The sequence below is a fragment of the Brevundimonas sp. S1H14 genome, from assembly GCF_047716865.1.
Lineage (GTDB): Bacteria > Pseudomonadota > Alphaproteobacteria > Caulobacterales > Caulobacteraceae > Brevundimonas > Brevundimonas naejangsanensis.
Genome location: NZ_CP136679.1, coordinates 1,214,453 through 1,238,460 on the forward strand (window position 1 = coordinate 1,214,453; position 24,008 = coordinate 1,238,460).

Sequence of the window (24,008 nt, forward strand, 5' to 3'; positions counted from 1 at the left end):
TGATCAGAAGGACTTGCGGAAGCTGGCGTACCAGTAGCGCCCGTAGGGCTGGTACACCGTGCCGACATAACCGCCGCTGGCCAGCGGGGGCTGTTCGTCGGTGATGTTGCGCACGCCGACGCGAACGGCCGAGTCGGCCAGCGCCTCGCTGAAGCGCGAACCGTCGAAGGCGTATTCCGCATAGAGGTTGGCGGTGATGGTGGAGTCCACCGTCCAGTAATCGCCCGCCGAGTTGGTCAGGCCGTCGTCATACAGCGACGAGATGTACTGGGTGAAGGCGCCGACCGTCCAGTCGTCCTTGCGCCACGTCGCCGACAGCGACCACTTCCATTCCGGGCGACCGAAGTCGGCGATCATGTCGCCGAACGAACCCGACAGGAAGATGGCCTCGTCCAGCTGACCCGAAGCCTGGGCGTCGGCCAGCATCTTGGTGTCCGGCGCCATGTCCAGATAGTATTTGATCAGGTGCGAGACGTTCAGGTTGACGTTGAAGTCGCCGTACTGGGTGCCGCGCAGACGCCACATCACGCCCAGGTCCAGGCCCTCGACCGTCTGGGGCTGCTGGTTGGTATAGGCGTCCTTGATGTAGAGAACTTCGCCCGCCGCCTCGAGGCCCGAGCCTGCGAAGAGGGCGATGTCGGCGGCGGTCGGATCGGCGCGGACGACGTTCTCGTTGAACGAGCCCTGCTTGCGCAGCAGGTAGTCCAGCGTCAGAGCGTTCTGACCGCGGAACAGGCCAACCATGCCTTCCTGCTTCACTTGCCACCAGTCAGCGGTGAAGGTGAAGTCGCCGAACTCAGCCGGGATGAAGCGCGGCTGGATGACGAAGCCCAGCGAGACGGTTTCGGACTCTTCCGGGGCCAGGTCCGGGTTGCCCGAGCGGCGCTCCTGCGTCGACTTGCGGGCGTGGGTTTGGCTGAAGTTCGCCTTGAACTCGTCCGCGACCCTGGAGCTCATCGAGGCGCCGCAGCCGCGCAGGGTGTTGTCGATCGCGCCCGTGGCGGTCTTGAGGCCGCCCTGAACGCGCAGGGCCTCGCAATAGATCCAGTCGTTGCTGTTGTTCGAGCGGGTGATGACGGTGGCGTTCATCTGCTCCAGGTTCGGAGCGCGGAAGCCTTGCGCCCACGAGCCGCGGATACGGAAACCGTCGACGATGTCCCAGGCCGCAGCGAACTTGGGCTTGGCGACCGAACCGAAGTCCGAATACTCCTCAAAGCGACCGGCGAGCTGGACTTCCAGGTTGTGGACCAGCGGCACGCCCATTTCCGGCGAGATCAGCGGGGCGGCGAGCTCGACATAGGCCGAGAAGACGTCGCGTTCGCCGTAGGTGTCCGGGTTCTCCGACTGGTTGATCAGGTCCGAAGACTGGACGCCCAGCAGGTTGGTGAAGCGGATCGTGCCGTCGACGCGGCTGTCGCGGTCGTCCAACTGGGTCTCGGTGCGCAGCTCGATGCCGGCGGCGACGCCGACGGGACCGGCGGGCAGCTGATAGACGTCCGGACGCGAGATGCGGAAGTCCCACATGCCCAGTTCGGTCTTGGTCTTGCGGACCATGTCCACGCGGATGCCGTCCAGGGCCGCCTGGTTCGACAGGGTGTCGTCACCGACCGTGGGGTTGGTCAGCGAGCCGCCGTTGAAGAAGTTGTAGGCGTCCGGGGTCGACTTGGCGGCCCACTCCTGCAGCTTGGTGGCGGAAATGTTGTCCGACACGTCCTTGGCCGAAGCTTCCGACCAGGTCAGGGCGGTTTCCCAGTTCCAGCCGTTCCAGTCGCCGCGCAGGCCGCCCAGGATGCGGTACTGCTTGTTGACCACATTGACGCTGATCGGGCCCATGTCCATGAACCGATAGCCGGTCAGGGTCAGGTTCTGATTGCCGTCCAGCGGGTTGTAGTGGTTCGTGCCGGGGATGATGAAGGGCACAGCCGAGGCCGTTGCGATCGGCTCCTGCCAGGCTTGGGATTCGGCATAGTAGCCGCCCAGCTCGCCGAAGGCCTCGACGGCGTCGTTGATCTGGTATTTGCCGGTGACGAAGAGGTTGAAACGGTCAACCTCGGGCATGACCGTCAGGCCCAGCTTGGCCATGTCGGCGTTAAGGTCCGACGGCAGGTTGGCGCCGCTCATGACGCACAGGCCGTCGCCGATGGCGGTGACGCAGTCGTTGTGCGTTCCCGGCAGGACGGTGAAGGCGCTGTAGGCCCTGCCGTTGATCGTCGCGCCGGAGCCGTTGACGGTGAAGCGGCCCCAGGGCGTCAGCGGCGAGGTGCCGATCAGGCTGCTGTTGTTCTCAAAGCCCGTGCCGGCGAACAGCGACGTCAGGTCGTTGGAGGCGGTGTAGTCCTGATCGAGCGTGTTCAGCTCGTCGCGGTGGTCGTAGTTGAAGAAGGCCGAGATGTTGCCGCGACCGTCCTGAATGTCCTTGCCGCCATAGATCGACAGGTTCAGCTCGCGCATGCCGGTGCCTTCGGCGCCGCCGTACTGGGTCGAGATGGTCAGGCCGTCCATGTCGTCGCGCAGGACGGTGTTGACCACGCCCGCCACGGCGTCGGCGCCGTAAATGGCGGCGGCGCCGTCGCGCAGGACTTCCATGCGCTTCAGGCCCGACACCGGAATGGCGTTGGTGTTGTAGGTCAGGACCGGCACCAGATGCTCATTGGCCTGCGACGTCGGGTGGCCGACGACGCGACGGCCGTTCAGCAGCACGAGGGTGTTGCCGATGCCCAGGCTGCGCAAGTTCACCGAGCCGGTGTCGCCGCGCGCCGCGTTCGAGGTGTAGGGCAGGTAGGACGAGTTGAAGGTCACATCGCCCATTTGCGGGATGGAGCGGAACAGGTCGTCGCCCGATGCCGGAGCGGCGGCGACGATGTCGTCTTCGCTGACGACGGTTACCGGCAGGGCGGCCGTCACCTTGGAGCCGCGGATCTGCGAGCCGACGACGACGATCTCGTCGACCTGAGTGACTTCGTCCTGCGCCTCCTGGGCGAAGGCGGCGGTTGCGCCGAACAAGGCCGTGGTGGCCAGCAGGGCCGTTCGCATGGTGCGGCGCGCCAAGACAGTGCTCATGAAATAGTCATCCCCGTTGTGGTCATCGTTCTGCGCTCCTGTCTGAAGCAGGCGTCGCATCGCTGACTGATCTGTTTGTCGAATGAGGCCGACTCCCGCGCGCGCCGCCCCGACGAATCGAAAAACCTGGCGCGGCGCGGAGAGTTCGCCTCAGTCCGAACTTGAAGCGGCCACACTGCGGCGCGTCAACCTTAGCTGAAAAAATATTGCTGATATCCCAAATAATGAGCGCGATAATCACTCAAGCTCGTCCTTGAACTACTGTTTTGAGCAATGCTATCGCTATGGTTCTTGATAATATTGTCCTGCGGGAAAGCGTGGCGGGCGCTTCAGCCTTTCGCGACGCACGGGCTTGAGGCGGGGATTTCTGTATGCGTTTGGGTTTGATGAAGTCGGCGACGGCTGTTTCGGCGGCGGCCCTGATGTTGCTGGCTGCGCCGGGGATGGCCCAGGAGGCGGCGGTCCAGGTTCGGCCGACCACCGGCAGCGGCGGCGACATCGTCAACTACGGCCAGATTCACAGCCCTGTCGTGGGACGCGGCGGCATGGTGGTCAGCCAGAGCGACCCGGCGACCCGCGTTGGCGTCGACATCCTGCGCCAGGGCGGCAACGCCGTGGACTCGGCCATCGCCGTGGCCTTCGCCGAGGCGGTGACCCTGCCGCGCGCAGGCAACATCGGCGGCTCAGGCTATATGGTCGTGCATATGGCGGCCACGCAGGATCGTCCGGCCCAGGACATCGCCATCAACTATTACGGCACGGCCCCGGCGGCGACGACGCCTGACCTGCTGCTGGGACCGGACGGCCGGTTCGACCGCTCCAAGCCGTCGGGCTTCCGCAATGTGGCGGTGCCGGGCACCGTCATGGGACTGTGGGAAGCGCACCAGCGTTTCGGCTCCATGCCCTGGGCGGATCTGGTGGCTCCTGCCATCGCCCTGGCCGAGGAGGGCTATGTTCTTTCCGACGGCGAGGCCGACGCCACCGGCGGCCGCGCCCGCGTCCTGGCGACCGATCCGGGCGCGCGCGAGGCCTATCTGAAGGCTGACGGTTCAGTCTATCGGGCGGGGGAGGTCTTCCGTCAGCCCCTGCTGGCCGAGAGCCTGCGCAAACTGGCGCGCGGCGGCGCGGACGAGTTCTACAAGGGCGAACTGGCGCGTCAGATCGTGGCCGGGATTCAGGCGCATGGCGGCGTCATCACGATGGAAGACATGGCGGCCTATCGCGCCGACGTGTCAGAGCCGATCTGGGGCAGCTATCGCGGTCACCGCATCTCCTTCATGCCGCCGACGGCCTCGGGCGTCAGCGTCGCCGAGGCGCTGAACCTGCTGGAGCATTTCGACCTGCGCGCGATGGGATGGGGCAGCGTCGACAGCCTGCACCTGATCTCCGAGGCGATGAAGATCACCTCGTCCGACCGCAACCTGATCGGCGGGGCGCCGCAGTGGACGACCCCGGCCAAGGGCCTGGCGAGCAAGGAATTCGCCGCCGAGCGCGTCAAACTGATCTCGCTGGACAAGACGCTGAAGGCCGAGGATGTGCCGGAAGGCAATCCCTATCCGTTCGAGAGCAAGGACACGACGCACTATTCGGTGGCCGACGCCTACGGCAATGCGGTGTCGAACACCTATACGCTGTCGAACTCCTACGGCGCCCATGTCGCGCCGGTCGGCACGGGCATCCTGCTGAACAACCACCTGGACAACTTCTACTGGGGCACGCAGGGGCAGCCGAACTCGCCCGCGCCGGGCAAGCGTCTGGGCTCGACCATCACGCCGATGATCGTGTTCAAGGACGACAAGCCGTGGCTGGTCACCGGCACGCCGGGCGGCGGCTATATCATCGCGACGATGGTGCAACTGGTCTCCAACGTCATCGACCACCAGTTGAACGTGGCCGAGGCCGCCATGCGTCCGCGCCTGAATCAGGGCGGCGGCGACAGCCCGCTGGAGCTGGAAGGCGGCTTCTCGCCCGACGTGGAGCGGCTGTTGCGCGAGCGCGGCCACACGGTGCGTCCGTCCATGACGATGGGCAGCACCCAGTCCATTCTGGTTGATGGCGACCGCTTCCTTGGCGCCGCCGACACCCGCCGTCCGGACGCCCTGGCGCTGGGCGTCCGCTAAACCGGCGGCTGATCGAGACCCTCTCCCGGCGGGAGGGGGTCAGGCCATCTCGCGCCAGGTCCTGCCGGTGACGCCGTCATAGTTGGTGGCGTGATAGACGCCGCGGGCCACCGCGCGGGCCAGCACATCGGCGGCGACGTTGCCCAGTTGCGCCACCGCGACCTGGCGGGCGGCGGGGTCCTCGATGATCTTCTTGCCGGTCGACAGGCTGAACAGGGTGTCGCCGTCGAACGGAGCGTGGGCGGGGCGGATGGCGCGGGCCATGCCGTCCTGCGCCATGATGGCCACGCGCTGAAGCTCGACGCGGGTCAGGGCCACGTCGGTGGCGATGCAGGCGATGGTGGTGTTCTCGCGCGGCTGGGGCCGGAACTTGGACAGGCCCCAGTCCTCGGCCGAGGCGTGCAGGCCGGACGAGCCGAGGCCGCCGAACTCGTCGCCGATCTCATAGGGGGCGGCCCAGAAGCTCTTGCCGCCGGGCGCGACGACCGAGCCGACGCTGTTGACCGCCACGATGGCGCCGACCGTCCAGCCCGAGGCCATGACGGCCGATGCCGAGCCGATGCCGCCCTTCAGCGCGCCGGCCTCGGCGCCATAGCCCGCGCCCGCTGTACCCAGATCGAAGCGGTCGCTGGCGGCCTCCAGCGCCTGAACCGACAGGCGGCGATAGGGCGGCTCCATCTCCCACTGCTTGTTCCCGCCGTTGGCCAGATCATAGAGGCAGGCGGTCGGGATGATGGGCGAGGGGGGCACGCCCGGCGCCCCGCCCATGCCGTAGCCGCGCCCGCGCATCCCCATCCATGCGGCGACGCTATCGGCCGAGCCGAGGCCATAGACCGACCCGCCCGACAGGATGATGGCGTCCACCTCCTGCACCAGATTTTCAGGGCGCAGCACGTCGGTCTCGCGCCCGGCGGGGCCGCCGCCGCGCACGTCCACGGCGGCCGTGGCGGGCTTTTCGGCCAGAATGACGGTGACGCCGGTGCGGACGCTTGCGTCATGCGCCTGACCGACCTTGAGGCCCTCGACGTCGGTGATGAGGTTGAGCGGTCCGGTGCGGCCCGAGGCGCGGGCGGCGGACTGCGCGGCGGGTTTGGCGCTGGCGGCTCCTGCTGCGGAGGCTGCGGCGCCGATCAGGGCCGAGCCGAGGACGGTTCTGCGGTTCATCCGGCGTTTTCCTTTTCCAGAGCGTGATTGCGGACCAGATCCGGCGTCGCCGCCAGAAGTTTCTGCGTATAGGGGTGCGATGGTGCGGCGAAGACGGCGGCCGTCTCGCCCTGTTCGACGATCTTTCCGGCCTGCATGACCAGCAGGCGATCCGTCACCGTGCGCACGACGCTGAGGTCGTGGGTGACGAAGAGGTAGGACAGGCCGAGGCGATCCGACAGATCGGCCAGCAGGTCCAGCACCTGGGCCCGCACCGAGACGTCCAGCGCTGAGACCGCCTCGTCCAGACAGATGACCGACGGCTCGGTGATCAGGGCGCGGGCGATGGCGATGCGCTGGCGCTGGCCGCCCGAGAACTCGTGCGGATAGCGGTCGGCGGCGGCGCTGTTCAGACCGACGCGCTCCAGCATTTCATCGACCCGGCGACGGGCCTCGGCGGGGCTGGGGCGGGCGTCCAGCAGGTGGAAGTTCTCGGCCACCAGATCGCTGACCTTCCAGCGCGGGTCGAAGCTGCCGTAGGGGTCCTGAAACACCACCTGGATGTCGCGGCGGATGGCCTTCAGCGCGGCGCCGCGCGCGGCGGTGATGTCGCGGCCCTTGACCCGGACGCGGCCCGCTTGCGGGGGCTCCAGCGCGAGGATGGCGCGCAGCAGGGTGGACTTGCCGCAGCCGCTTTCGCCGACGAGGCCGACGCTCTCGCCCGGCTGGATCGACAGACTGACTTGATCCACGGCGCGGAAGGTCTTGGACTTTCCGAACAGGGCAGGCGCGCCGCCGTATTCGCGCACCATTCCCTCGACCTGAAGCACGGGGGCGGCGTCGGCCTGTGGGCGGCTACGGCGCTTCGGGGCGTGGGTGGCGTTTGCCAGCAGGCGCTGGGAATAGGGGTGGGCCATGCCGGCGCCAATGCGGTCGACGGGCGCTTCTTCGACCAGTTCGCCGTCCTTCATCACCGCCAGCCGGTCGGCGGTTTCGGCCACGACGGCGAGATCGTGGGTGATGAGGATCAGGCCCATGCCGTCCTCGCGCACCAGCCGCTTCAGCAGGTCCAGCACCTGAGCCTGCGTCGTCACGTCCAGCGCCGTCGTCGCCTCGTCCGCGATCAGCAGTTTGGGCGTCAGGGCGATGGCGATGGCGATGGCGACGCGCTGCCTCTGGCCGCCCGACAGTTCGTGCGGATAGCGGGTCAGTGGGAAGCGCTCGGCGGGCAGGCCAACCCGATCCAGCACGGCTCGGGCGACGGCGAGGGCCTCCTTGCGCGAGGCCTTCTTGTGCAGGCGCACCGTCTCGGCGACCTGATCGCCGATGGTCAAGACGGGGTTCAGGGCCGTCATCGGCTCCTGAAAGATGATGCCCACGTCGCGGCCGCGGACCTGTTGCATCACGGCGTCGGGGGCGTTCGAGACGACCTGACCGTTCAGGCGGATCTCGCCCGTCATGGTCGCGCGCGGCGGCGTCAGGCCCAGCACGGCCAGCGCCGTCATTGACTTGCCCGAGCCGCTCTCGCCGACCAGACCGAGGATTTCGCCGGGGGCGACGGACAGGCTGACGTTCTTCAGGATCGGGGTCTGGCCGATCGACAGGTTGAGGTCGCGGATGTCGAGGACGGTCATGGTCAACGCTCTCGCCGCACGCGCGGGTCGAACAGGTCGCGCAGGCCGTCGCCAGTCAGGCTGAGGCCCAGCACGGTCACGAAGATGGCCAGCCCCGGCATGATGGCCAGCCACGGCGCGAAGCCGATCATGGTCTGGGCCTCGGCCAGCATCCGGCCCCAGCTGGGCGCGGGCGGCTGGGCGCCGAGACCGACGTAGGACAGGCCGGCCTCGGCCACGATGCCGACGGCGAACTGGATCGCCGCCTGAACGACCAGCAGGCTCATGAGATTGGGCAGGATGTGCTGGAGCGAGATCAGGGCCTTGGACTTGCCCGCCGTACGGGCGGCCAGGACGTATTCGCGGGTCCACAGGCCCTGCGCCGCGCCGCGCGCCACGCGGGTGAAGACGGGGATGTTGAAGGCGCCGATGGCGATGACGGCGTTGATCGCGCCCGGTCCCATGACGGCGGTGATCATCACGGCCAGCAGCAGGGCGGGGAAGGCGAAGATCAGGTCGTTGCCGCGCATGACCAGTTCGTCGACCCAGCCGCCGCGCGCCGCTGCGGTCAGGCCTAGGGGCGTGCCGATTGCGACGCCGATGCCGACGGCGACGAAGGCCACGACGAGGGAGTTCTGCGCCCCCGCCATGATCATCGACAGCACATCGCGGCCGAAGTGGTCCGTGCCCATCCAGTGGGCGGCGGAGGGGGCGGTCAGCTTGGCGGCGATGTCGACCGCCTCGACGTCATAGGGCGTCCAGACGAGGGCTAGAAGGGCGGTCGCCAGCACGACGGCAGTCAGGCCTGCGCCGACGATCAACGACAGAGGCCAGCGCACGCGGGGTTTGGCGGGGGCGGTGATGGCGGGGGCGTCGGTCATGCGCGGCGTCCCCTCAGGCGCGGATCAGCGAACAGATAGGCGAGGTCGATCAGGAAGCTGACCAGCACCACGGCGAAGACCAGCACCACCACCACACTCTGCACCACGATCAGGTCGCGCTGGGTGATGGCCTGAAAGACCAGTCGGCCGAGGCCGGGCAGGGAAAAGACGTTCTCGATGATAATGCCGCCCGCCAGCAGGAAGGGGAATTGAAGGCCCAGAATGGTCAGGACCGGGATCCAGGCGTTGCGCAGCGCGTGCCGCCAAAGGGCCTGATTGACCGACAGACCCTTGGCGCGGGCGGTGCGGACATAGTCCTCGTTCATGGTGTCGAGCAGGGCGGTGCGCAGGACGCGCGCCAGGATGGCGGCCTGGGGCGCGGCCAGGGCGACGGCGGGCAGGATCAGGGCCTTGAAGGCGGGCCAGAAGCCTTGGCTCCAGCCGGGGAAGCCGCCCGCCGAGAACCAGCCGAGGTTCACCGAGAACAGCAGGATCAGCAGCATGGCGATCCAGAAGTTGGGCAGGGCGACGCCGACCTGGGTCACGCCGATCAGGCCGGTGTCGACGGCGGTTCCCCTGCGGCTGGCGGCGGTGACGCCGATGGGCAGGGCGACCAGCAGCGACAGGACGGTGGCCATCAGGGCCAGCGGCGCAGACACGGCCAGACGTTCCGCGATCAGGCCGCCGACCGGCACCTGATAGGTGTAGCTGGTCCCGAACTTGCCGGTCAGCAGGTCGCCGAGCCAAGCGAAGTAACGCTCAAGGCCTGAGCCTTCGAGGCCCATCTGCTGGCGCAGGGCGGCGATGGATTCCGGGCTGGCGTTCAGCCCCATCATATAGCTGGCCGGGTCGCCGGGCACGATCTGCAGCAGCAGGAAGATGACGACGGTCGCCGCCAGCAGAGTCAGGGCGTGGCCGCCCAGCTTCTTCAGCAGCCAGGCCGCGCCGAAGCGCCAGGCGACGAAGGCGAGAAGCGCGGCGCCCGCGATCAGGCTGATCCAGCCCCAGGGCAGGGCGCCGCCCGTGCGCTCGGCAGTCGATGCGCCCGCTGCGCCCGCGCCGGTCCAGTAGGCGCCGGTGACGTCGTTGGCGGCGATGGGGCCGTTGATCCACAGGCCGTTGACGTCCGCCTTCCACACGCCGATGCGTGAGGACTGGAACAGGAAGCCGTTGACCGCGTCATCGGCGATGCGGCGTTGTAGATCGCCCAGCAGGCGGTTGCGCGTCGTCTCGTCCGGGGCGGCGTTGACCTGCGCCAGCAGGGCGTCGAAGGCGGGGCTGTCGTAGCCGAAATAGTAGTCCTTGCGGCCATAGATGTCGTAGTCCATCGGCTCGACGTGCTCGACGATGGTCAGGTCGAACTGGCGGCGCTTGAACACCTGATCCAGCCACTGGGCCCATTCCAGGTTTTCGATCTTCGCGCGGATGCCAGCCTCGGCCAGTTGCGAGATCAGCACCTCGCCGCTGCGCCGGGCGTAGGGGCGGGGCGGCAGGCGAAGGGTCACGTCGATGCCGTTGGGATAGCCCGCCTCGGCCAGCAGGGCGCGCGCCTTGGCCGGATCATGCGGATAGAGGCCGGTCAGGTCGATATAGCCCGGCGCCTGACGCGAATAGTGGCTGCCGATCGGCTGGCCGAAGCCGAACATGGCGCCCTGTATCAGGGCGTCCCGGTCGATGGCGTAGGACAGGGCGCGGCGCACCCGCACGTCATTGAACGGCGCCTTGGTGTTGTTGATCCCCAGAATGACCTTGCCTTCGGAGGCGCCGACGACGACGCGGAAGCGCGGGTCGCGCTGGAACTGGGCCACGTTTTCGGGCGCGGGATAGTTGGGGAAGGCGTCCACATCGCCCGCGCTGACGGCGGCGAAGGCGGCGGTCGGGTCGCTGATGAAGCGGAAGACGATAGTGTTCAGGCGCGGCGCAGGCCCCCAGTAGCCGTCGCGGCGGATCAGGGTCAGCTGGCTGCCGCGCTGCCAGCTCTGCAGCTTGAACGGGCCGGTGCCGACGGGGGTGACGGCGTTGGTCGCGGCGCTCTTTGGCGACACCATCACGGCATCGCCCCAGGCCAGGACGTAGGGCAGGGTCGCCATCGGCCGCGACAGCTGGATGCGCAGGGTCGCCGGGTCGACGACTTCGACATTGCGGATCGGCGCGAACAGGGCCTTCTGGGCGTTGGTCGAGCCCTCGGCGGTGATGCGGTCGAGAGAGAATTTGGCGACGGCGGCGTCGAACGGCGAACCGTCGGAGAAGGTCACGCCGCGCCGCAGATGGAAGGTCCAGGTCAGGCCGTCGGGAGCGGCCTCCCAAGACTCGGCCAGAGACGGAGCGACGGCGCCGTTCTGGGTCAGCCTGGTCAGGCCCTCGAAGAGGTTGGCGTAGACGACTTCATCCACCGCCGCCGCCGCGCCCGAGGTCGGATCGAGGTTCGGCGGCTCCAGCGGCAGGCCCAGCACCAGACGGTCACGCGGCGCCTGCGCCTGAACCTGCGGCGCCGTCAGGCCCCAGACGACGCACAGGGCCAGCGACAGCACGAGCGTGATCAGGCCGGGCCGAAGCCCGCCGTTCCGGCCGCGCCGTCGGGATGCTGTCGCGACGCGTGTCGCCCCTGTCTTCGTCACCTTCCCTCGATCTCCCCCCTTGCGACGTGGCCGATCTGCGTCAGCCTACGTCATGGATTTGCACTCACGCCATCGATTAAGCGCGCCTCACCAGGGCTGGCGAGACAGCGAGGCGGGGCAGGCGGCGGTCGCCTCTGTCGCGGCGGCGCGGGCGGCGTCGAACTCTTCCTTGGCCTTGGCGAAGTCGGCCTGGAACGCCGGATCGGCCTTCAGGCGCGTGACGATGGTCGCGCCGACGATGCGGCCCGCCTCGACGTCGCTGACATAGTGGACGCCGCACACCGCGCGGCTTTCGCCATAGGCCAGTCCGCGCCGCAGGAGGGCGTCGGCGCGGTCGGGCGCCAGTTCGGCCAGAACCAGCGCCCAGGCCCAGCCCAGCGCTGAGTGGCCCGACGGATAGGAGCCGCTGGCGCCCAGCCATGTCTCGGGCGCGATACAGGTCGGCAAAGGCTCGACCACGAAGGGGCGTTTGCGGAAATAGCCCTTCTTGGCCGGGGTCTGGATCATCTCCAGATCGCCCAGCATCTTGCCCATCAGCAGGGTCAGGGTCGGCATCTGTTCAGGCTCGAACTTGAAGCCAAGGGCGCAGTCGAAGGCGCGCGGGGCGCCGGGCGTCTCGATCTCATTGTCGGCGCGGGCGATGGCCCAGCGCTCGGAGCCTTCCAGCGACCGCATGGCGCGATAGGCGGCGATGTCGGCCTGTTCGCGCAGGGAGCCTTCCTCGGGCGGCGGCGGCAGGAAGTTGGCGGCGTTGGGCGTGTTCTCAGCCGTCAGATAGCCGTGCGGATGATCGCGGAAGCCTTCCCAGAAGGTTGTGGGGGTTACGGCTGCTGTCTGCGTCGCGGCCGTGCTGGCGCAACCGCTCAACGCTCCGCCAAGCGCGAGAGCCAGACTCATCGCGATGAGAGAGGAAGAGCGGCGCGAGATGGTCATGGAAAAACTCCGGGTGACGGGGATCATGCGGCGACGGCGCCGGGGCGGCCCGATTCAACGGTCCAGGATTTCAGGGTCGACAGGCTGGCCTTGGGATCGCGGACGTCGCTGATGACCTGATAGCGCGTATCCATGCGGTCGGGGCGCACGTCGATCGACATATAGCCGCGCGGGCGGCTGTCGAAGAACTTCACCTGCGGATTATTGGGCATGACGGCCATCAGACCGTCGTAGCTGGGGCCGGTCGAGGTGATGGAGGTGCCGACGAACTCGGTCGCCACGGTGGCCGAGGACGGGTCGCGGCTGTCCAGCTTAACGTCATTGGTCCAGAAGGAGTGGTAGTCGCCGCTGAGCACCACAGGGTTGGACGGCTTCAGTTCGGACAGGGCGGAGGTCAGGCGGTCGCGTGCGGCGGGGAAACCATCCCAGGTGTCGGTCCAGTAGCGGTTTTCCTCGGCCGGGCTGCGGGCCAGACGCAGGCCCGCCATCACCAGATTCTGGCCGAGGATGTTCCAGCGCGCGTCTGCGCGGGCCAGACTGTCATACAGCCAGCGCTCCTGCTCGAAGCCGAGGAAGGTGCGCGAGGGATCCAGTCGGTCAGTACAGGTCGCGTCGGTGACGATCTGGCCCTTGCCGCCGTTCTCGCCGTCGCTGCACGGTTGTTTAGAGCGGTATTGGCGCCCGTCCAGCATGAAGAACTCGGCCAGCCTGCCATAGCGGACGCGGCGATAGATCGGCATCTGCAGGGCGGCGTTCAGGCGCGTGCGGCGGATCGGCATGGCCTCGTAGAAGGCCTGATAGGCGGCGGCGCGACGTTGCAGGAAGTCGTTGGGGGCGACGCCGGAAATCTTGGACCAGACGCCGGAATAGTCGTCCTGAACCTCATGGTCGTCCCAGATGGCGACACACGGGGCGACGGCGTGCAGACGCTGAAGGTTCGCGTCGGTGCGATGCAGGGCGTAGCGGTTGCGATAGCCGGCCAGCGTCGTCGCTTCTTCGAGGTTGTAGGGACGCACCACCTGATCGGCGCGATCCGGCCCCAGGCTGTATTCATAGATGTAGTCGCCCAGGAACAGGGTCAGGTCAGGCTGTTCGTCGGCCATATGGCCATAGGCGCTGAAATAGCCGCGCTCCCAGTGCGAGCAGGAGGCGACGGCCAGACGCAGGCGGTCGGCGGCGGCGTTCGGAGCGGGCGTGGTCAGGGCGCGGCCGGTCGGACTCTGCTGGCCCTCGGCGGTGAAGCGATACCAGTAGGGGCGGCCGGGGGCGAGGCCGGCGACCTCGACATGGACGCTGTGGGCGGCGTCGCTTGAGGCGGTCACATCCCCGGCGGCGGCGATGCGGCGGAACTGGTCGTCGGCAGCGACTTCCCAGCGCACCGGAATGTTTGCGGACAGGCCGCCCAGCCCATCGGCGGCGAGGGGATCGGCGGCAAGCCGGGTCCAGATGACGAAGCCGTCCGGAGCTGGATCGCCGCTGGCGACGCCTAGCGGAAACAGATAGGCGCCGCCCGCCTGCGCCCGGCCGAAACTCAGCACGGCGGGCGCGACGACCAGACCCGTTAGCAGGGTCCGGCGATCAAGGCGGGAAGTGGAAAAATGCATCATACCATCAGCACCAGCTTGAGGCGGACCGATCGAAGTCGGCCCGCCTCGTTCGGGGACGAAGTCCTAGAAGTCCATCGACAGCCGCACGCCGAAGGTGCGGCCCTGGCTGGGCGAGGTGGTCGGACGGGCTGAGCCGTTAAACCCGTTGCGGGTCTCTTCGTAGTAGGTGTTGAACATGTTCCGCACCCACAGGCCCGCCCGCCAGTTGGCGCCGGCCGGGCTGACGCTGAAGTTGGCGTTCCATAGCCAGTAGGCATCGATGATCGACGAGGAACTGACCGAATACAGCTCGTCCCGATAGTTGTAGTTGGTCTCGGCGCGCAGTTCCCACTCTGACATTTCCCAGTCATAGGCGACCGAGCCGCCATAGTTCATCTTGGGGAAGGACAGGCGTTCGCCGGACTTGTCGCCGGTGATGATGATGTCCCACGGTGCCTGATTGTTGTTGGCGGCGTCGGTGGCGGGGCCGTCGATGGCGAAATACTCATCGTATTCACCGGTCTTGTAGCCGATGTTCTGGGTAATGGTCAGGCCATTGATCGGCATCCAGATCGCTTCGATTTCACCGCCCATGATGTGCGACTTGGGCACGTTGGTGATCTTGCCGAGGCGACCGGCGTCGCGGTCATACTCCAGACCCTGAACCTGTTGATCCCTATAGTCGTAGTAGAACAGGGCGCCGTTCAGACGCAGGCGACGGTCGAACAGGTCCGACTTGACGCCCGCCTCATAGGCGATGACGGTTTCGGGCTTGAACGGCTCGGTGGCTTCCGACTTGGTCGAGTTGTAGGTGGTGAAGCCGCCGGATTTCACACCCCGCGCCACGCTGGCGTAGAACAGGGCGTCATCGGTCAGCTTATATTCCAGCCCGAGGCGGCCGGTCACTTCTTCCATCGTCGTGTCGAAGGTGCGCGGCGGAGGCACCGGGTTGGGGGCGATCTCCGTGCCGAAGCTGGTCAGGTCGCGATCTTCCTTCTCCCACCGCAGGCCCAGGATCAGGTTGAGCCGTTCGTTCACCTGATAGGAGTTGTGGGTGAAGATCCCGAAGGCGGTAACGCCTTGATCGTAGGACGTATTGATCAGGCTTGAGAGGTAGTCGGGGGCCGTTGATCCCCGGAACTCGGTGAAGAAGCCGCCCTTGATGGTTTCATCCGCATAGTGGGCGCCGATCATCCACTGCAGAGGGCCGTCGCTGGTCGAGCTCAGGCGTAGTTCCTGAGCGAAGACATTGATGTCATTGTAAAAGTAGACATCAGACTCCTGGAAGCGCGTGCCGTCCCAGTCGTTGTACTCCTTGCGGGAGAAGGTCTGGTAGGCGGTGATGGACGTCAGGTCCGCCCAGCCGAGATCGGCCTTGATGCGGGCGCTGAGGTCGAAACCGTCGTTGTCCCTAAACGGTTTGGCGTCGGTGGAGACGCCCGCCACATCGGCCAGGCGCTGGGAGATGCCCCAGCCGGTGATGCGCCAGGCGGTGTCTTTGGGATAGGTCACGCTGCCGTCTGCGACCTTGTAAGGGCCGAGCAGGCGGAAGCCGCGCCCGTCGGACTTGTCGATCGAATAGGTGGCGCTGAGGTCGGCGGTCACGGTATCGCTGACGTCCCAGGTCAGGCGGCCGCGAATGGCGGTCTTGTTCAGGTCGCCCAGCTTCTCGCCGGTGTCGCGGTGGTATTGCCAGGCGCCGCCCTGCTCGGTGACGGCGGCCAGACGGCCCAGCAGGGTCGGGGCGATCTGGCCCGAGACATAGCCCTCGACCTTATAGCGGTCGAACGTGCCGTATTCGGCGTTGAAACCGGCCTGGAAATCGGCGGTCGGGGCGTTGGTGATGATATTGACGGCGCCGCCGGTGGTGTTGCGGCCGTACAGGGTGCCCTGCGGTCCGCGCAGGACTTCCAGACGGGCGATGTCGAACATCGCGCCCTGCGTGGTCACGGTGTAGGGGTGGGCCACTTCATCGACATAGATGCCGACGGTCGAAGCGTTGTTCGACGAGTATTCGCGCGCGCCGATGCCGCGGATGCGGAACTGGGGCTGGCCGCCGCCGAACTGGCTGTCGACCTCCATGTTGGGGACGGCGTTCTCAAGATCGTTGACGACCGAGATGCCCTTCTCATCGAGCTGTTCGCCGCCGATGACGCTGAGCGACACGCCGACGTCCTGGCTGGCCTGTTCGCGGCGCTGGGCGGTGACGATGATCTCATCGACGCGCGTCGCCTGCTCTCCCGAGCGAGCGTTGCTCTGAGCATTGGCGTTGGAGAAAGCAGCTATTGTCAGTAAACTGACAGAAGATACCAAGATATATTTGTTCATATCGTCCCCCTCAATACCATTGTTATTCTAACTTATGGTTTTGATGATGCTGGAAAGGCGATCGATCAACTCGTCGATCTGGTCGCGGCTGATAATCAAAGGAGGCGACAGCGCGATGACATCTGCTGTAACCCTTACTAGAATTCCGTCATCGAAGGCGCGGTGGAAGGCTTCCGTGGCGCGGGCGCCGGGCGCGCCGGGACGGGGTTCAAGCTCAATTCCCGCGACCAGACCCATGTCGCGGATGTCGATGACATGCGGCAGCCCCTTCAGACTGTGCACGGCGTCCTGCCAGTAGGGCGTCAGTTCGGCCGCGCGCTGGAACAGGCCTTCGTTCTCATAGACGTCCAGCGTCGCCAGCCCGGCCGCCGCCGCCAGCGGGTGGCCGGAATAGGTGTAGCCGTGGAAGAACTCGATGCCCGGCCCGGCCGCGCCCTCGACCACGGCCTGATAGACGGCGGCGCTGACGCCGACAGCGCCCATCGGCACGGCGCCGTTGGTCAGCCCCTTGGCGCAGGTCATCAGGTCGGGCGTGACGCCCAGAGCCTCGGCCGCCGTCAGGGCGCCCAGACGGCCGAAGCCGGTGATGACCTCGTCAAAGATCAGCAGGATGCCGTGCTGCGCCGTGATCTCGCGCAGACGCTCCAGATAGCCAAGCGGCGGCACGATGACCCCGGCCGAGCCGGACATGGGCTCGACGATGACGGCGGCGATGGTCTCGGCGCCGTGGGCCTCGATCAGAACCTCCAGCTCATCGGCCAGGTGCAGGCCCCAGCTCGGCTGGCCGCGCGTGAAGGCGGCCTCGTCCAGGTTCAGCGTGTGCGGCAGATGGTCGACGCCGGGCAGGGTGAGGAAGCCGCGCCTGTTGTTCTCCAGTCCACCCACGGAAATGCCGCCGAAGCCGACGCCGTGGTAGCCCTTCTGGCGGCCGATCAGGCGGGTGCGGTTCTCAAAACCCCTGGCGCGCTGATAGGCGAGGGCGATCTTTAGGGAGCTGTCCACCGCCTCGGACCCCGAACCGGCGAAGAAGACGTGGTTCAGGTCGCCCGGCAGCAGCATGCCCAGACGCGACGCCAGCTCGAACGCCAGCGGATGGCCCAGCTGGAAGGTCGGGGCGTAGTCGAGAACCTCGGCCTGACGCTGGATGGCCTCGACGATCGGCCGGCGGGCGTGGCCGGCGTTGACGCACCACAGGCCGGCGGCGCCGTCCATCACCGCACGACCGTCCGGCGTGAAGTAATGCATGTCCTTGGCCGAGGCGAACAGGCGCGGCTGCGCCTTGAAGGCGCGGTTCGCCGTGAACGGCATCCAGAACGGATCGAGGTCGTTGGCGGCTTTGGCAGCGGTCATGCGGTCATCCTCTGTCTTTCGCCAGTAGCGGCCGAACCGCAGCGAAAGGGAAGACTGTTACTTCGGTGATTTAATGTACGGATAAATATAAACAATTTGTCCGCGTGCTCGATTATGTGAGCGCTCTCAACGCTCAGTAGCGAAGCGTCAGCCGCGCGCCGATCGTGCGAGGACGGCCCGGCTGGGCGATGTCCGCGCTGGTGAAGAAGTTGCGCGTCAGATCGTAATCCTGATCGAACAGGTTGCGAGCCCAGAAGGCGATGGACCAGTCGGCGTCTTCAGGCCCCACGGTGATGCTGGCGTTGGCCAGCCAATAGGCCTCGACGTCGTATTTCTGGCCCAGCCAGGACGGGTATTCGTCGCGATAGCTGTAGTTGGCCTCGGCCGTGACGGCGAAGCCGCCGACGATCCAGTCATAGGAAATCGAGCCGCCGTAGGACCAGGCGGGGAAGGGAATCTTCTGGCCTGACTTGTCGATGTAGACGGCTGTGCCGGGCGTCTGCTGGCAGGCGCCGATGTCCAGGTCGACGAAGTCGGTGTACTCGCCCTTCTTGTAGCTGAGGTTCTGGCTGATACGCAGGCCCGCCGCCGGGCGCAGGACGCCCTCAAGCTCGGCTCCGTAAATCTTGGAATCGGCGTTGGTGAAGCGGCCGACCGGGCCGTTGGCGCCGCAGACGGCCGACAGCACCTGCTGGCCGTTGTAGTCGTAGTAGTAGGCCGCGCCGTTGATCTGGACCGCGCGCGACGGGTCGGCCTTGAAGCCCAGTTCATAGGCCCACAGGATTTCAGGATCGAAGGGCTCGATGCCGCTGCTGTCGCCGGTGTTGTAGGTGGTGAAGCCGCCCGACTTGGCGCCCCGGCTGGCCGAGCCATAGAGCAGGATGTTATCGGCGGGTTTGAACTCCAGCGCCGCCTTGCCGGTCAGCGGAGTCATCTTGGTGTCGACGCTGGTCGGGGGCAGGGCGGTGGCGCCGCCGAAGGCTGAGCCGAAGCCTTCAAGCTCGCGGGTTTCTTCTTCGTAGCGCAGGCCCAGAATGGCTTTCCAGCGCTCGGTAAAGGCGTATTCGGCTTGGCCGAACAGGCTCCAGGACTCGACCTTCTGGTCATAGGTGACCTGGGCGTAGGTGTTGTAGATGTCGATGAAGTCCGAGAAGTAGCGCTCGTGCAGATCCTGTTTCGAATAGTAGAAACCGGCCACCCAGGTCAGGGGGCTGTCGTTGTCCGACGCCAGACGCAGTTCCTGTGAAATCACGTCTACGTCACTGCCGAAGAAGGTATCGGCCTCGACCGAGGGGCTGGAATCCCAGTCGCCGTATTCGCTGCGCTCCAGCGTCTCATAGCTGGTGATGCTGGACAGGTTCATGCCCTTCAGCGCCAGATTGGCGTTCAGCGAGGCGCCCCAGGATGAGTTGTCCCGTCCCGGTTTGGCGTTCACATCGCGGCCGATGGCGGCGGCGAAGCGTTGCGACAGGCCCCAGCCGGTCTTGGAGCGGTCCTTGTCGGCGGGGATCAGATAGCTGGGGCGGTTGACCGCGCCGGTGTGCAGGTCGCTGATCAGATACAGGCCCTGGTTTTCCGATTTGTCGACGCCGCCGTGGACGTCCAGCAGGGCCGTGAAGGTCTCATTGGGCGTCCATTCCAGCAGGGCGCGGGCGCCGGTGCGGTCGGCGTCGCCCAGGCTTTCGCCCGTGTCGCGGTTTCGCTGCCAGGCGCCGCCTTGCTCAGTCGAGACGGCCAGACGGCCGCGCAGGGCGCCAGTCAGCGGGCCTGAGACATAGCCTTCGCCCCGGAACAGGTTGTGACTGCCCCATTCGGTCATCAGGCCGGCGGACAGTTCCTCGGTCGGGCGCTTGGTGACGAAGCTGATGGCGCCGCCGGTGGTGTTGCGGCCGTACAGGGTGCCCTGCGGCCCGCGCAGCACCTCGACCCGATCGATGTCGAAGATCAGCCCCTGCGTCATGACCGGGACCGGATAGGCGACCTCGTTCACATAGACGCCGACGGTGGGCGAGTTGTTGGAGGCGTAGTCCTGAAAGCCGACGCCGCGCATGCGGAACTGGGCCGCGCCGCCGCCGAAGGCCGGTTCTACCTCCAGGTTGGGCGTGGCGTTCTGAAGCTGGTTGACGTTAGTGACGCCCTGCTGCGTCAGGCTTTCGCCGCTGAGGACGCTGAGTGCGATGCCCACGTCCTGAGCCGCCTGTTCGCGGCGCTGGGCGGTGACGATGACCTCGTCCACCGTGGTGGCGGCGGGCTCGTCCGACGCGCGCTGCGCGGCGACGGAGGTGGCGGACAGGGCCAGCAAGGCCCCGGCGGAAACGCTGACCATCAGACGATTCATCGTCTTCCTCCCCATGAGGCCGCCGCAGTCTTTGAAGCCGCGTTCAGCCGTCGCGACCGGGACAGCCCGATCGCCGAACTATCTTCGTAGCCGACATTTTGTGCAATGCAGCATTCGTTTGCCGTTGCAACGATCGGCCGCAAAAAACCCTCTTCCCTCGGCGATCAGTAGCCGCCTGACGAGGAATTTGGGCAAGGCTGTTTCTTTGTTTGCCTAGATACCTGTCCAATATAGAGAAAATATTCCAATGATCGGAATATCGATCATTCGCAACGGCCCCGTCAGAAGGTTGGCGGCGTGCATGCGCTGATGACCACGCAGGGGCAGTCGCCGATGTTGCGGAAACGGTGCGGCAGGACGCTGGGGAACAGATAGCCTTCGCCCGCCTTCAGCACGCGCGACTGGCCGTCGACGGTGACTTCCAGACGGCCCGAGATGATCATGCCGCCTTCTTCGCCTTCGTGAGACAGCATGACCCGGCCGCTGTCCGAGCCGGGTTGATAGGTCTCATACAGGATCTGCAGGCTGGAATCCTGACTGGACCCCAACTGGCGATAGGAGACCTCGCCGCGCGAGATCTCGGTCAGTTCGTCGTGGCGATAGAAGTATTTGGTCGGGGTCTCGAACTCGGAGCTGAAGAAGTCGCCCAGCGATATGCCCGCCGCGTCCAGCAGCCGTTTCAGCGAGCCGACCGAAGGGCTGGTACGGCCACTCTCGACCAGACTGACGGTGCTGGACGGCACCCCGGCCTTGCGGGCGAGCGCCCGTTGCGACAGGCCGAGGCGGTCCCGAAGGGCGCGCAGGCGCGGGCCGATGATGTTTTCTTCTTCCATATCGCCACGCGCCATCTGGCTAGCTCCGCTTGCGGGTCAGCAGGTCATAGGCCGCGCGAGCCATGACCTTGGCCGAGTTGCTCATGTCGTCGATGCCGACCCATTCGTCCGGCTGGTGCGCCAGATCCAGCACGCCGGGACCATAGGCGATGCAGTCCTTCAGCTTGCCGATGCGGTCGATGTGCTTCTGGTCATAGGTGCCGGGCGAGCAGATGAACTGGGCCTTTTTCCCCAGCACCGTCTCGATGGCGGCGGCGGTCGTGCTGGCGACGGGGCCGTCGCGGTCGGCCATGCTGGGCGCCACCTGGAACAGGTCGCGCATCTCATAGCGGAAGCCGTGGCGCTGGGCCGCCAGACCGTCGAGGATGGCCTTCACCTCGCCCTTCACATCTTCCAGCGTCTCCTCGATCAGGAAGCGGCGGTCGATGATCATGCGGCTGGAATCGGCGACGCAGGGCGCGGGCAGGCCGTCGAAGCCCTCGGCCTGACCGCCGTGGATGGAGTTGATGTTCATCGTCGACTGGCGGGCGCCTTCGGGCACGACCGGCATGTCGGAATGGCGGGCGGCCATGGCGGGATAGAGCTTGCTCTCGAACTCTTCCATCACCGCGCCCATGTGGCGGATGGCGGAGTCGCCCAGGAAGGGCATGGAGCCGTGGGCGATGCGGCCCTTGGTCTCGATCTCGGCCCACCAGACGCCGCGATGGCCGATGCAGACCCGGTCCACGTTCAGCGGCTCGGGGATGATGACGTGGTTGACTTTTGGCTCCGAGAACCAGCCGCGCTCGGCCAGATAGGCGACGCCGCCGTAGCCGCCCGATTCCTCGTCCACCGTGCCGGAGATTTCGAGCGCGCCGGGCAGGGGCAGGCCGGAGTCGATCAGGGCCTCGACCGCGATGATGGAGGCGGCCAGCCCGCCCTTCATGTCGCAGGCGCCCCGGCCGTAGACTTTGCCGTCCTTCACCTCGCCGCCGAAGGGATCGACGGTCCAGCCCGCGCCGACCTCGACCACGTCGATATGGCTGTTGAAGTGGACGCAGGGGCCGGGCTCGCTGCCGGTCCAGCGGGCGATGACGTTGGTGCGCGGGTACTGGTCGCTGTCGCCTGGCGAGCCCTCGCCGCGCACATATTCGACGGTGAAGCCGCGCTTCTTCAGCCGCTCGCCGATGTATTCGGCGCAGGGGCGATAGGCCTCGCCCGGCGGGTTGATAGTGGGAAAGCGGATCAGATCCTGGGTCAGGGCGACCAGTTCGTCGGTGCGGCCGTCGATCAGGTCCATGACGGTCTGCAGGGTCGGGGCGCTCATCGGTTGAACCTCACTCGGCAGCCAAGGCGGCCAGAACCGCGTCGGTCATCTCAATGGTGGAAACGGCGGCGACGCCGGGGTGGGCGATATCGGGGGTGCGGACGCCGCTGGACACGACGTGCCGCACGGCGCGTTCAAGCCGGTCGGCCAGGTCCGCTCGGTCGAAGGACCAGCGCAGGCACAGGGCGAAGGACAGGATGGTGGCGATCGGGTTGGCGACGCCCTGGCCCGCGATATCGGGCGCCGAGCCGTGGATCGGCTCATACAGGCCCCGGCTGGCGCCGCCTTGTCCCATGCTTTCGGGCCCAAGGCCGGACAGGGAGGCGGAGGGCAGCAGACCCAGCGACCCCGTCAGGGCCGCCGCCGCGTCCGACAGGATGTCGCCGAACAGGTTGTCGGTGACGATGACGTCGAACTGGTCCGGGCGCCGGACCAGCTGCATGGCGCAGTTGTCGGCGTACATGTGCGACAGCTCCACGTCGGGATAGTCGGCGGCGACCTCGGTCGCGACGGCCCGCCACAGGGCGCCGGTCTCCATGACATTGCCCTTGTCGACCGAGCAGACGCGGCGCTGGCGGGTGCGGGCCAGTTCAAAAGCCGTGCGGCAGACGCGGGCGATCTCGGCCTCGGTATAGGCCTGGGTGTCATAGGCGCGGCGCTGGCCGTTCGCGTCGATCTCATTGGCGCGGGGCAGGCTGAAATAGACCCCCGCCGTCGCCTCGCGCACGATCAGGATGTCGAGACCCCGGATCAGTTCGGGCTTCAGCGCCGAGGCGTCCAGCAGTTCGTCGAAGCAGACGGCGGGGCGCAGGTTGGCGTAGAGGTCCAGCGCCTGACGCAGGCGCAGTATGCCCATTTCGGGCCGCTGGGCGCGGGGCAGGTGGTCCCACTTCGGCCCGCCGACGGCGCCGAACAGGACGGCGTCAGAGGCCAGCGCCTGCTCGACCACGTCCTCGGCGATGGGGGCGCCGACGGCGTCGATGCTGGCGCCGCCCGCCAGACCCTCGCTCAGTTCGATGCGCAGCCCGGCGTTCCGGGCCCAGTCGACGACGCGCAGGGTCTCGCGGATGATCTCGGGCCCGATGCCGTCGCCCGGCAGGACCAGCAGCTTGAACACGCGGTCAGATGCAGCGGCCACCGTCGACCTCCATGGCCACGCCGGTGATCATCGAGGCGTCGTCCGAACAGAGGAAGGCGGCGGCGGCGCCCATGTCCTCGGGCGTCGAGAAGCGGCCGATGGGGATGGAGGCCAGGAATTTGGCGCGCACCTCGGGCGTGTCGGCGCCCATGAAGGTCTTCAGCAGGGGGGTGTCGCCCGCCACCGGGTTCAGCGCGTTCACCCGCACCTGGAAGGGCGCCAGTTCGACCGCCATCGCCCGCGTCGCCGTGATGACCCAGCCCTTGGAGGCGTTATACCAGGTCAGGTTGGGCCGGGGGCTGACCCCGCCAGTCGAGGCGATGTTCAGGATGGCGCCGGACCCTTGCGCCTTCATCGCCGGGACGAAGGCTTTCGACATCAGATAGATGGCGCGCATATTGACGGCGGCGATGCGGTCGAAGGCTTCGTCCGACAGTTCGTCCAGCGGCTGGGGCGTGTGGCCGACGCCTGCGTTGTTGACCACGATGTCGACGCCGCTCAGCAGGCGCTCAGCGGTCTCGGCGAGTGCGGCCACGTCAGCGGCGCTGGACACGTCGACCTTCACGCCCAGATCGGCGTCGCCCAGTTCGGCGGCCAGCGTGCGGGCGGCCTCAAAGTTCAGGTCGGCGACGATGACGCGGGCGCCTTCCTCGGCGAAGCGGCGCGCGATTCCGGCGCCGAAGCCGGAGGCTCCGCCCGTGACGATCGCTCGCTTGCCCTCCAGCCGCTTCGATCTGTTCTCCCCCAAGACGCTACTCCCT

At 66.9% G+C, this 24,008-nt stretch carries 15 protein-coding genes; 1 reads left to right on the plus strand and 14 read right to left on the minus strand.

Annotation, left to right across the window (positions count from 1 at the left end):
* Positions 1-3: 3 nt before the first annotated feature.
* Complete coding sequence (locus tag RSD66_RS05940; protein ID WP_415289346.1) at positions 4-3,060, minus strand: TonB-dependent receptor plug domain-containing protein; 3,057 nt, start codon at positions 3,058-3,060, stop codon at positions 4-6.
* A 371-nt stretch (positions 3,061-3,431) separates the two neighbouring features.
* Here RSD66_RS05940 and ggt point away from each other — a divergent pair, with 371 nt between their 5' ends.
* The gene (ggt, locus tag RSD66_RS05945; RefSeq protein ID WP_119412881.1) at positions 3,432-5,180 is read left to right on the plus strand and encodes a gamma-glutamyltransferase; all 1,749 of its coding nucleotides are present in this window, start codon (positions 3,432-3,434) and stop codon (positions 5,178-5,180) included.
* 39 nt (positions 5,181-5,219) lie between these two features.
* Here the strand turns inward: ggt and RSD66_RS05950 are convergent, their stop codons facing one another.
* The 13 genes from RSD66_RS05950 to RSD66_RS06010 all read right to left on the minus strand — a co-directional run bounded on the left by RSD66_RS05950 (position 5,220) and on the right by RSD66_RS06010 (position 23,995).
* The gene (locus RSD66_RS05950) at positions 5,220-6,344 is read right to left on the minus strand and encodes a P1 family peptidase (protein WP_415289347.1); all 1,125 of its coding nucleotides are present in this window, start codon (positions 6,342-6,344) and stop codon (positions 5,220-5,222) included.
* Entirely contained in the window at positions 6,341-7,957 is a 1,617-nt protein-coding gene (locus tag RSD66_RS05955) for an ABC transporter ATP-binding protein (protein WP_415289348.1), read from the minus strand. Before RSD66_RS05955 ends, RSD66_RS05950 begins: the two co-directional genes overlap by 4 nt.
* A 2-nt stretch (positions 7,958-7,959) precedes the next feature.
* Positions 7,960-8,817, minus strand: a complete 858-nt coding sequence (locus RSD66_RS05960; RefSeq protein WP_415289349.1) for an ABC transporter permease — start codon at positions 8,815-8,817, stop codon at positions 7,960-7,962.
* Complete coding sequence (locus RSD66_RS05965) at positions 8,814-11,435, minus strand: ABC transporter substrate-binding protein (RefSeq protein WP_415289350.1); 2,622 nt, start codon at positions 11,433-11,435, stop codon at positions 8,814-8,816. Before RSD66_RS05965 ends, RSD66_RS05960 begins: the two co-directional genes overlap by 4 nt.
* Positions 11,436-11,522: 87 nt before the next feature.
* Positions 11,523-12,368 (minus strand): acid phosphatase, encoded by an 846-nt coding sequence (locus RSD66_RS05970; RefSeq protein ID WP_415289351.1) that lies wholly within the window; start codon positions 12,366-12,368, stop codon positions 11,523-11,525.
* A gap of 23 nt (positions 12,369-12,391) precedes the next feature.
* Positions 12,392-13,975 (minus strand): alkaline phosphatase D family protein, encoded by a 1,584-nt coding sequence (locus tag RSD66_RS05975; protein WP_415289352.1) that lies wholly within the window; start codon positions 13,973-13,975, stop codon positions 12,392-12,394.
* Positions 13,976-14,038: 63 nt separating this feature from the next.
* Complete coding sequence (locus tag RSD66_RS05980; RefSeq protein WP_415289353.1) at positions 14,039-16,282, minus strand: TonB-dependent receptor; 2,244 nt, start codon at positions 16,280-16,282, stop codon at positions 14,039-14,041.
* A gap of 27 nt (positions 16,283-16,309) precedes the next feature.
* A complete protein-coding gene (locus tag RSD66_RS05985) occupies positions 16,310-17,632 on the minus strand; it encodes an aspartate aminotransferase family protein (RefSeq protein WP_415289354.1) in 1,323 nt (440 codons plus the stop codon).
* Between the two features lie 133 nt (positions 17,633-17,765).
* Positions 17,766-19,970 carry a TonB-dependent receptor gene (locus RSD66_RS05990; protein ID WP_415289355.1) on the minus strand — a complete coding sequence of 735 codons (2,205 nt, stop codon included), beginning with the start codon at positions 19,968-19,970 and terminating at the stop codon, positions 17,766-17,768.
* A 281-nt stretch (positions 19,971-20,251) separates the two neighbouring features.
* Positions 20,252-20,818: a cupin domain-containing protein gene (locus RSD66_RS05995; protein WP_123154889.1), complete on the minus strand. Its 567-nt coding sequence runs from the start codon at positions 20,816-20,818 to the stop codon at positions 20,252-20,254.
* A gap of 4 nt (positions 20,819-20,822) precedes the next feature.
* A complete protein-coding gene (locus RSD66_RS06000; RefSeq protein ID WP_415289356.1) occupies positions 20,823-22,109 on the minus strand; it encodes an acetylornithine deacetylase/succinyl-diaminopimelate desuccinylase family protein in 1,287 nt (428 codons plus the stop codon).
* A gap of 10 nt (positions 22,110-22,119) precedes the next feature.
* On the minus strand, positions 22,120-23,226 hold the full coding sequence (gene leuB / locus RSD66_RS06005) for a 3-isopropylmalate dehydrogenase (RefSeq protein WP_415289567.1): 1,107 nt from the start codon (positions 23,224-23,226) through the stop codon (positions 22,120-22,122).
* A 4-nt stretch (positions 23,227-23,230) separates the two neighbouring features.
* Positions 23,231-23,995 carry a glucose 1-dehydrogenase gene (locus tag RSD66_RS06010; protein WP_415289357.1) on the minus strand — a complete coding sequence of 255 codons (765 nt, stop codon included), beginning with the start codon at positions 23,993-23,995 and terminating at the stop codon, positions 23,231-23,233.
* Positions 23,996-24,008: the final 13 nt, after the last annotated feature.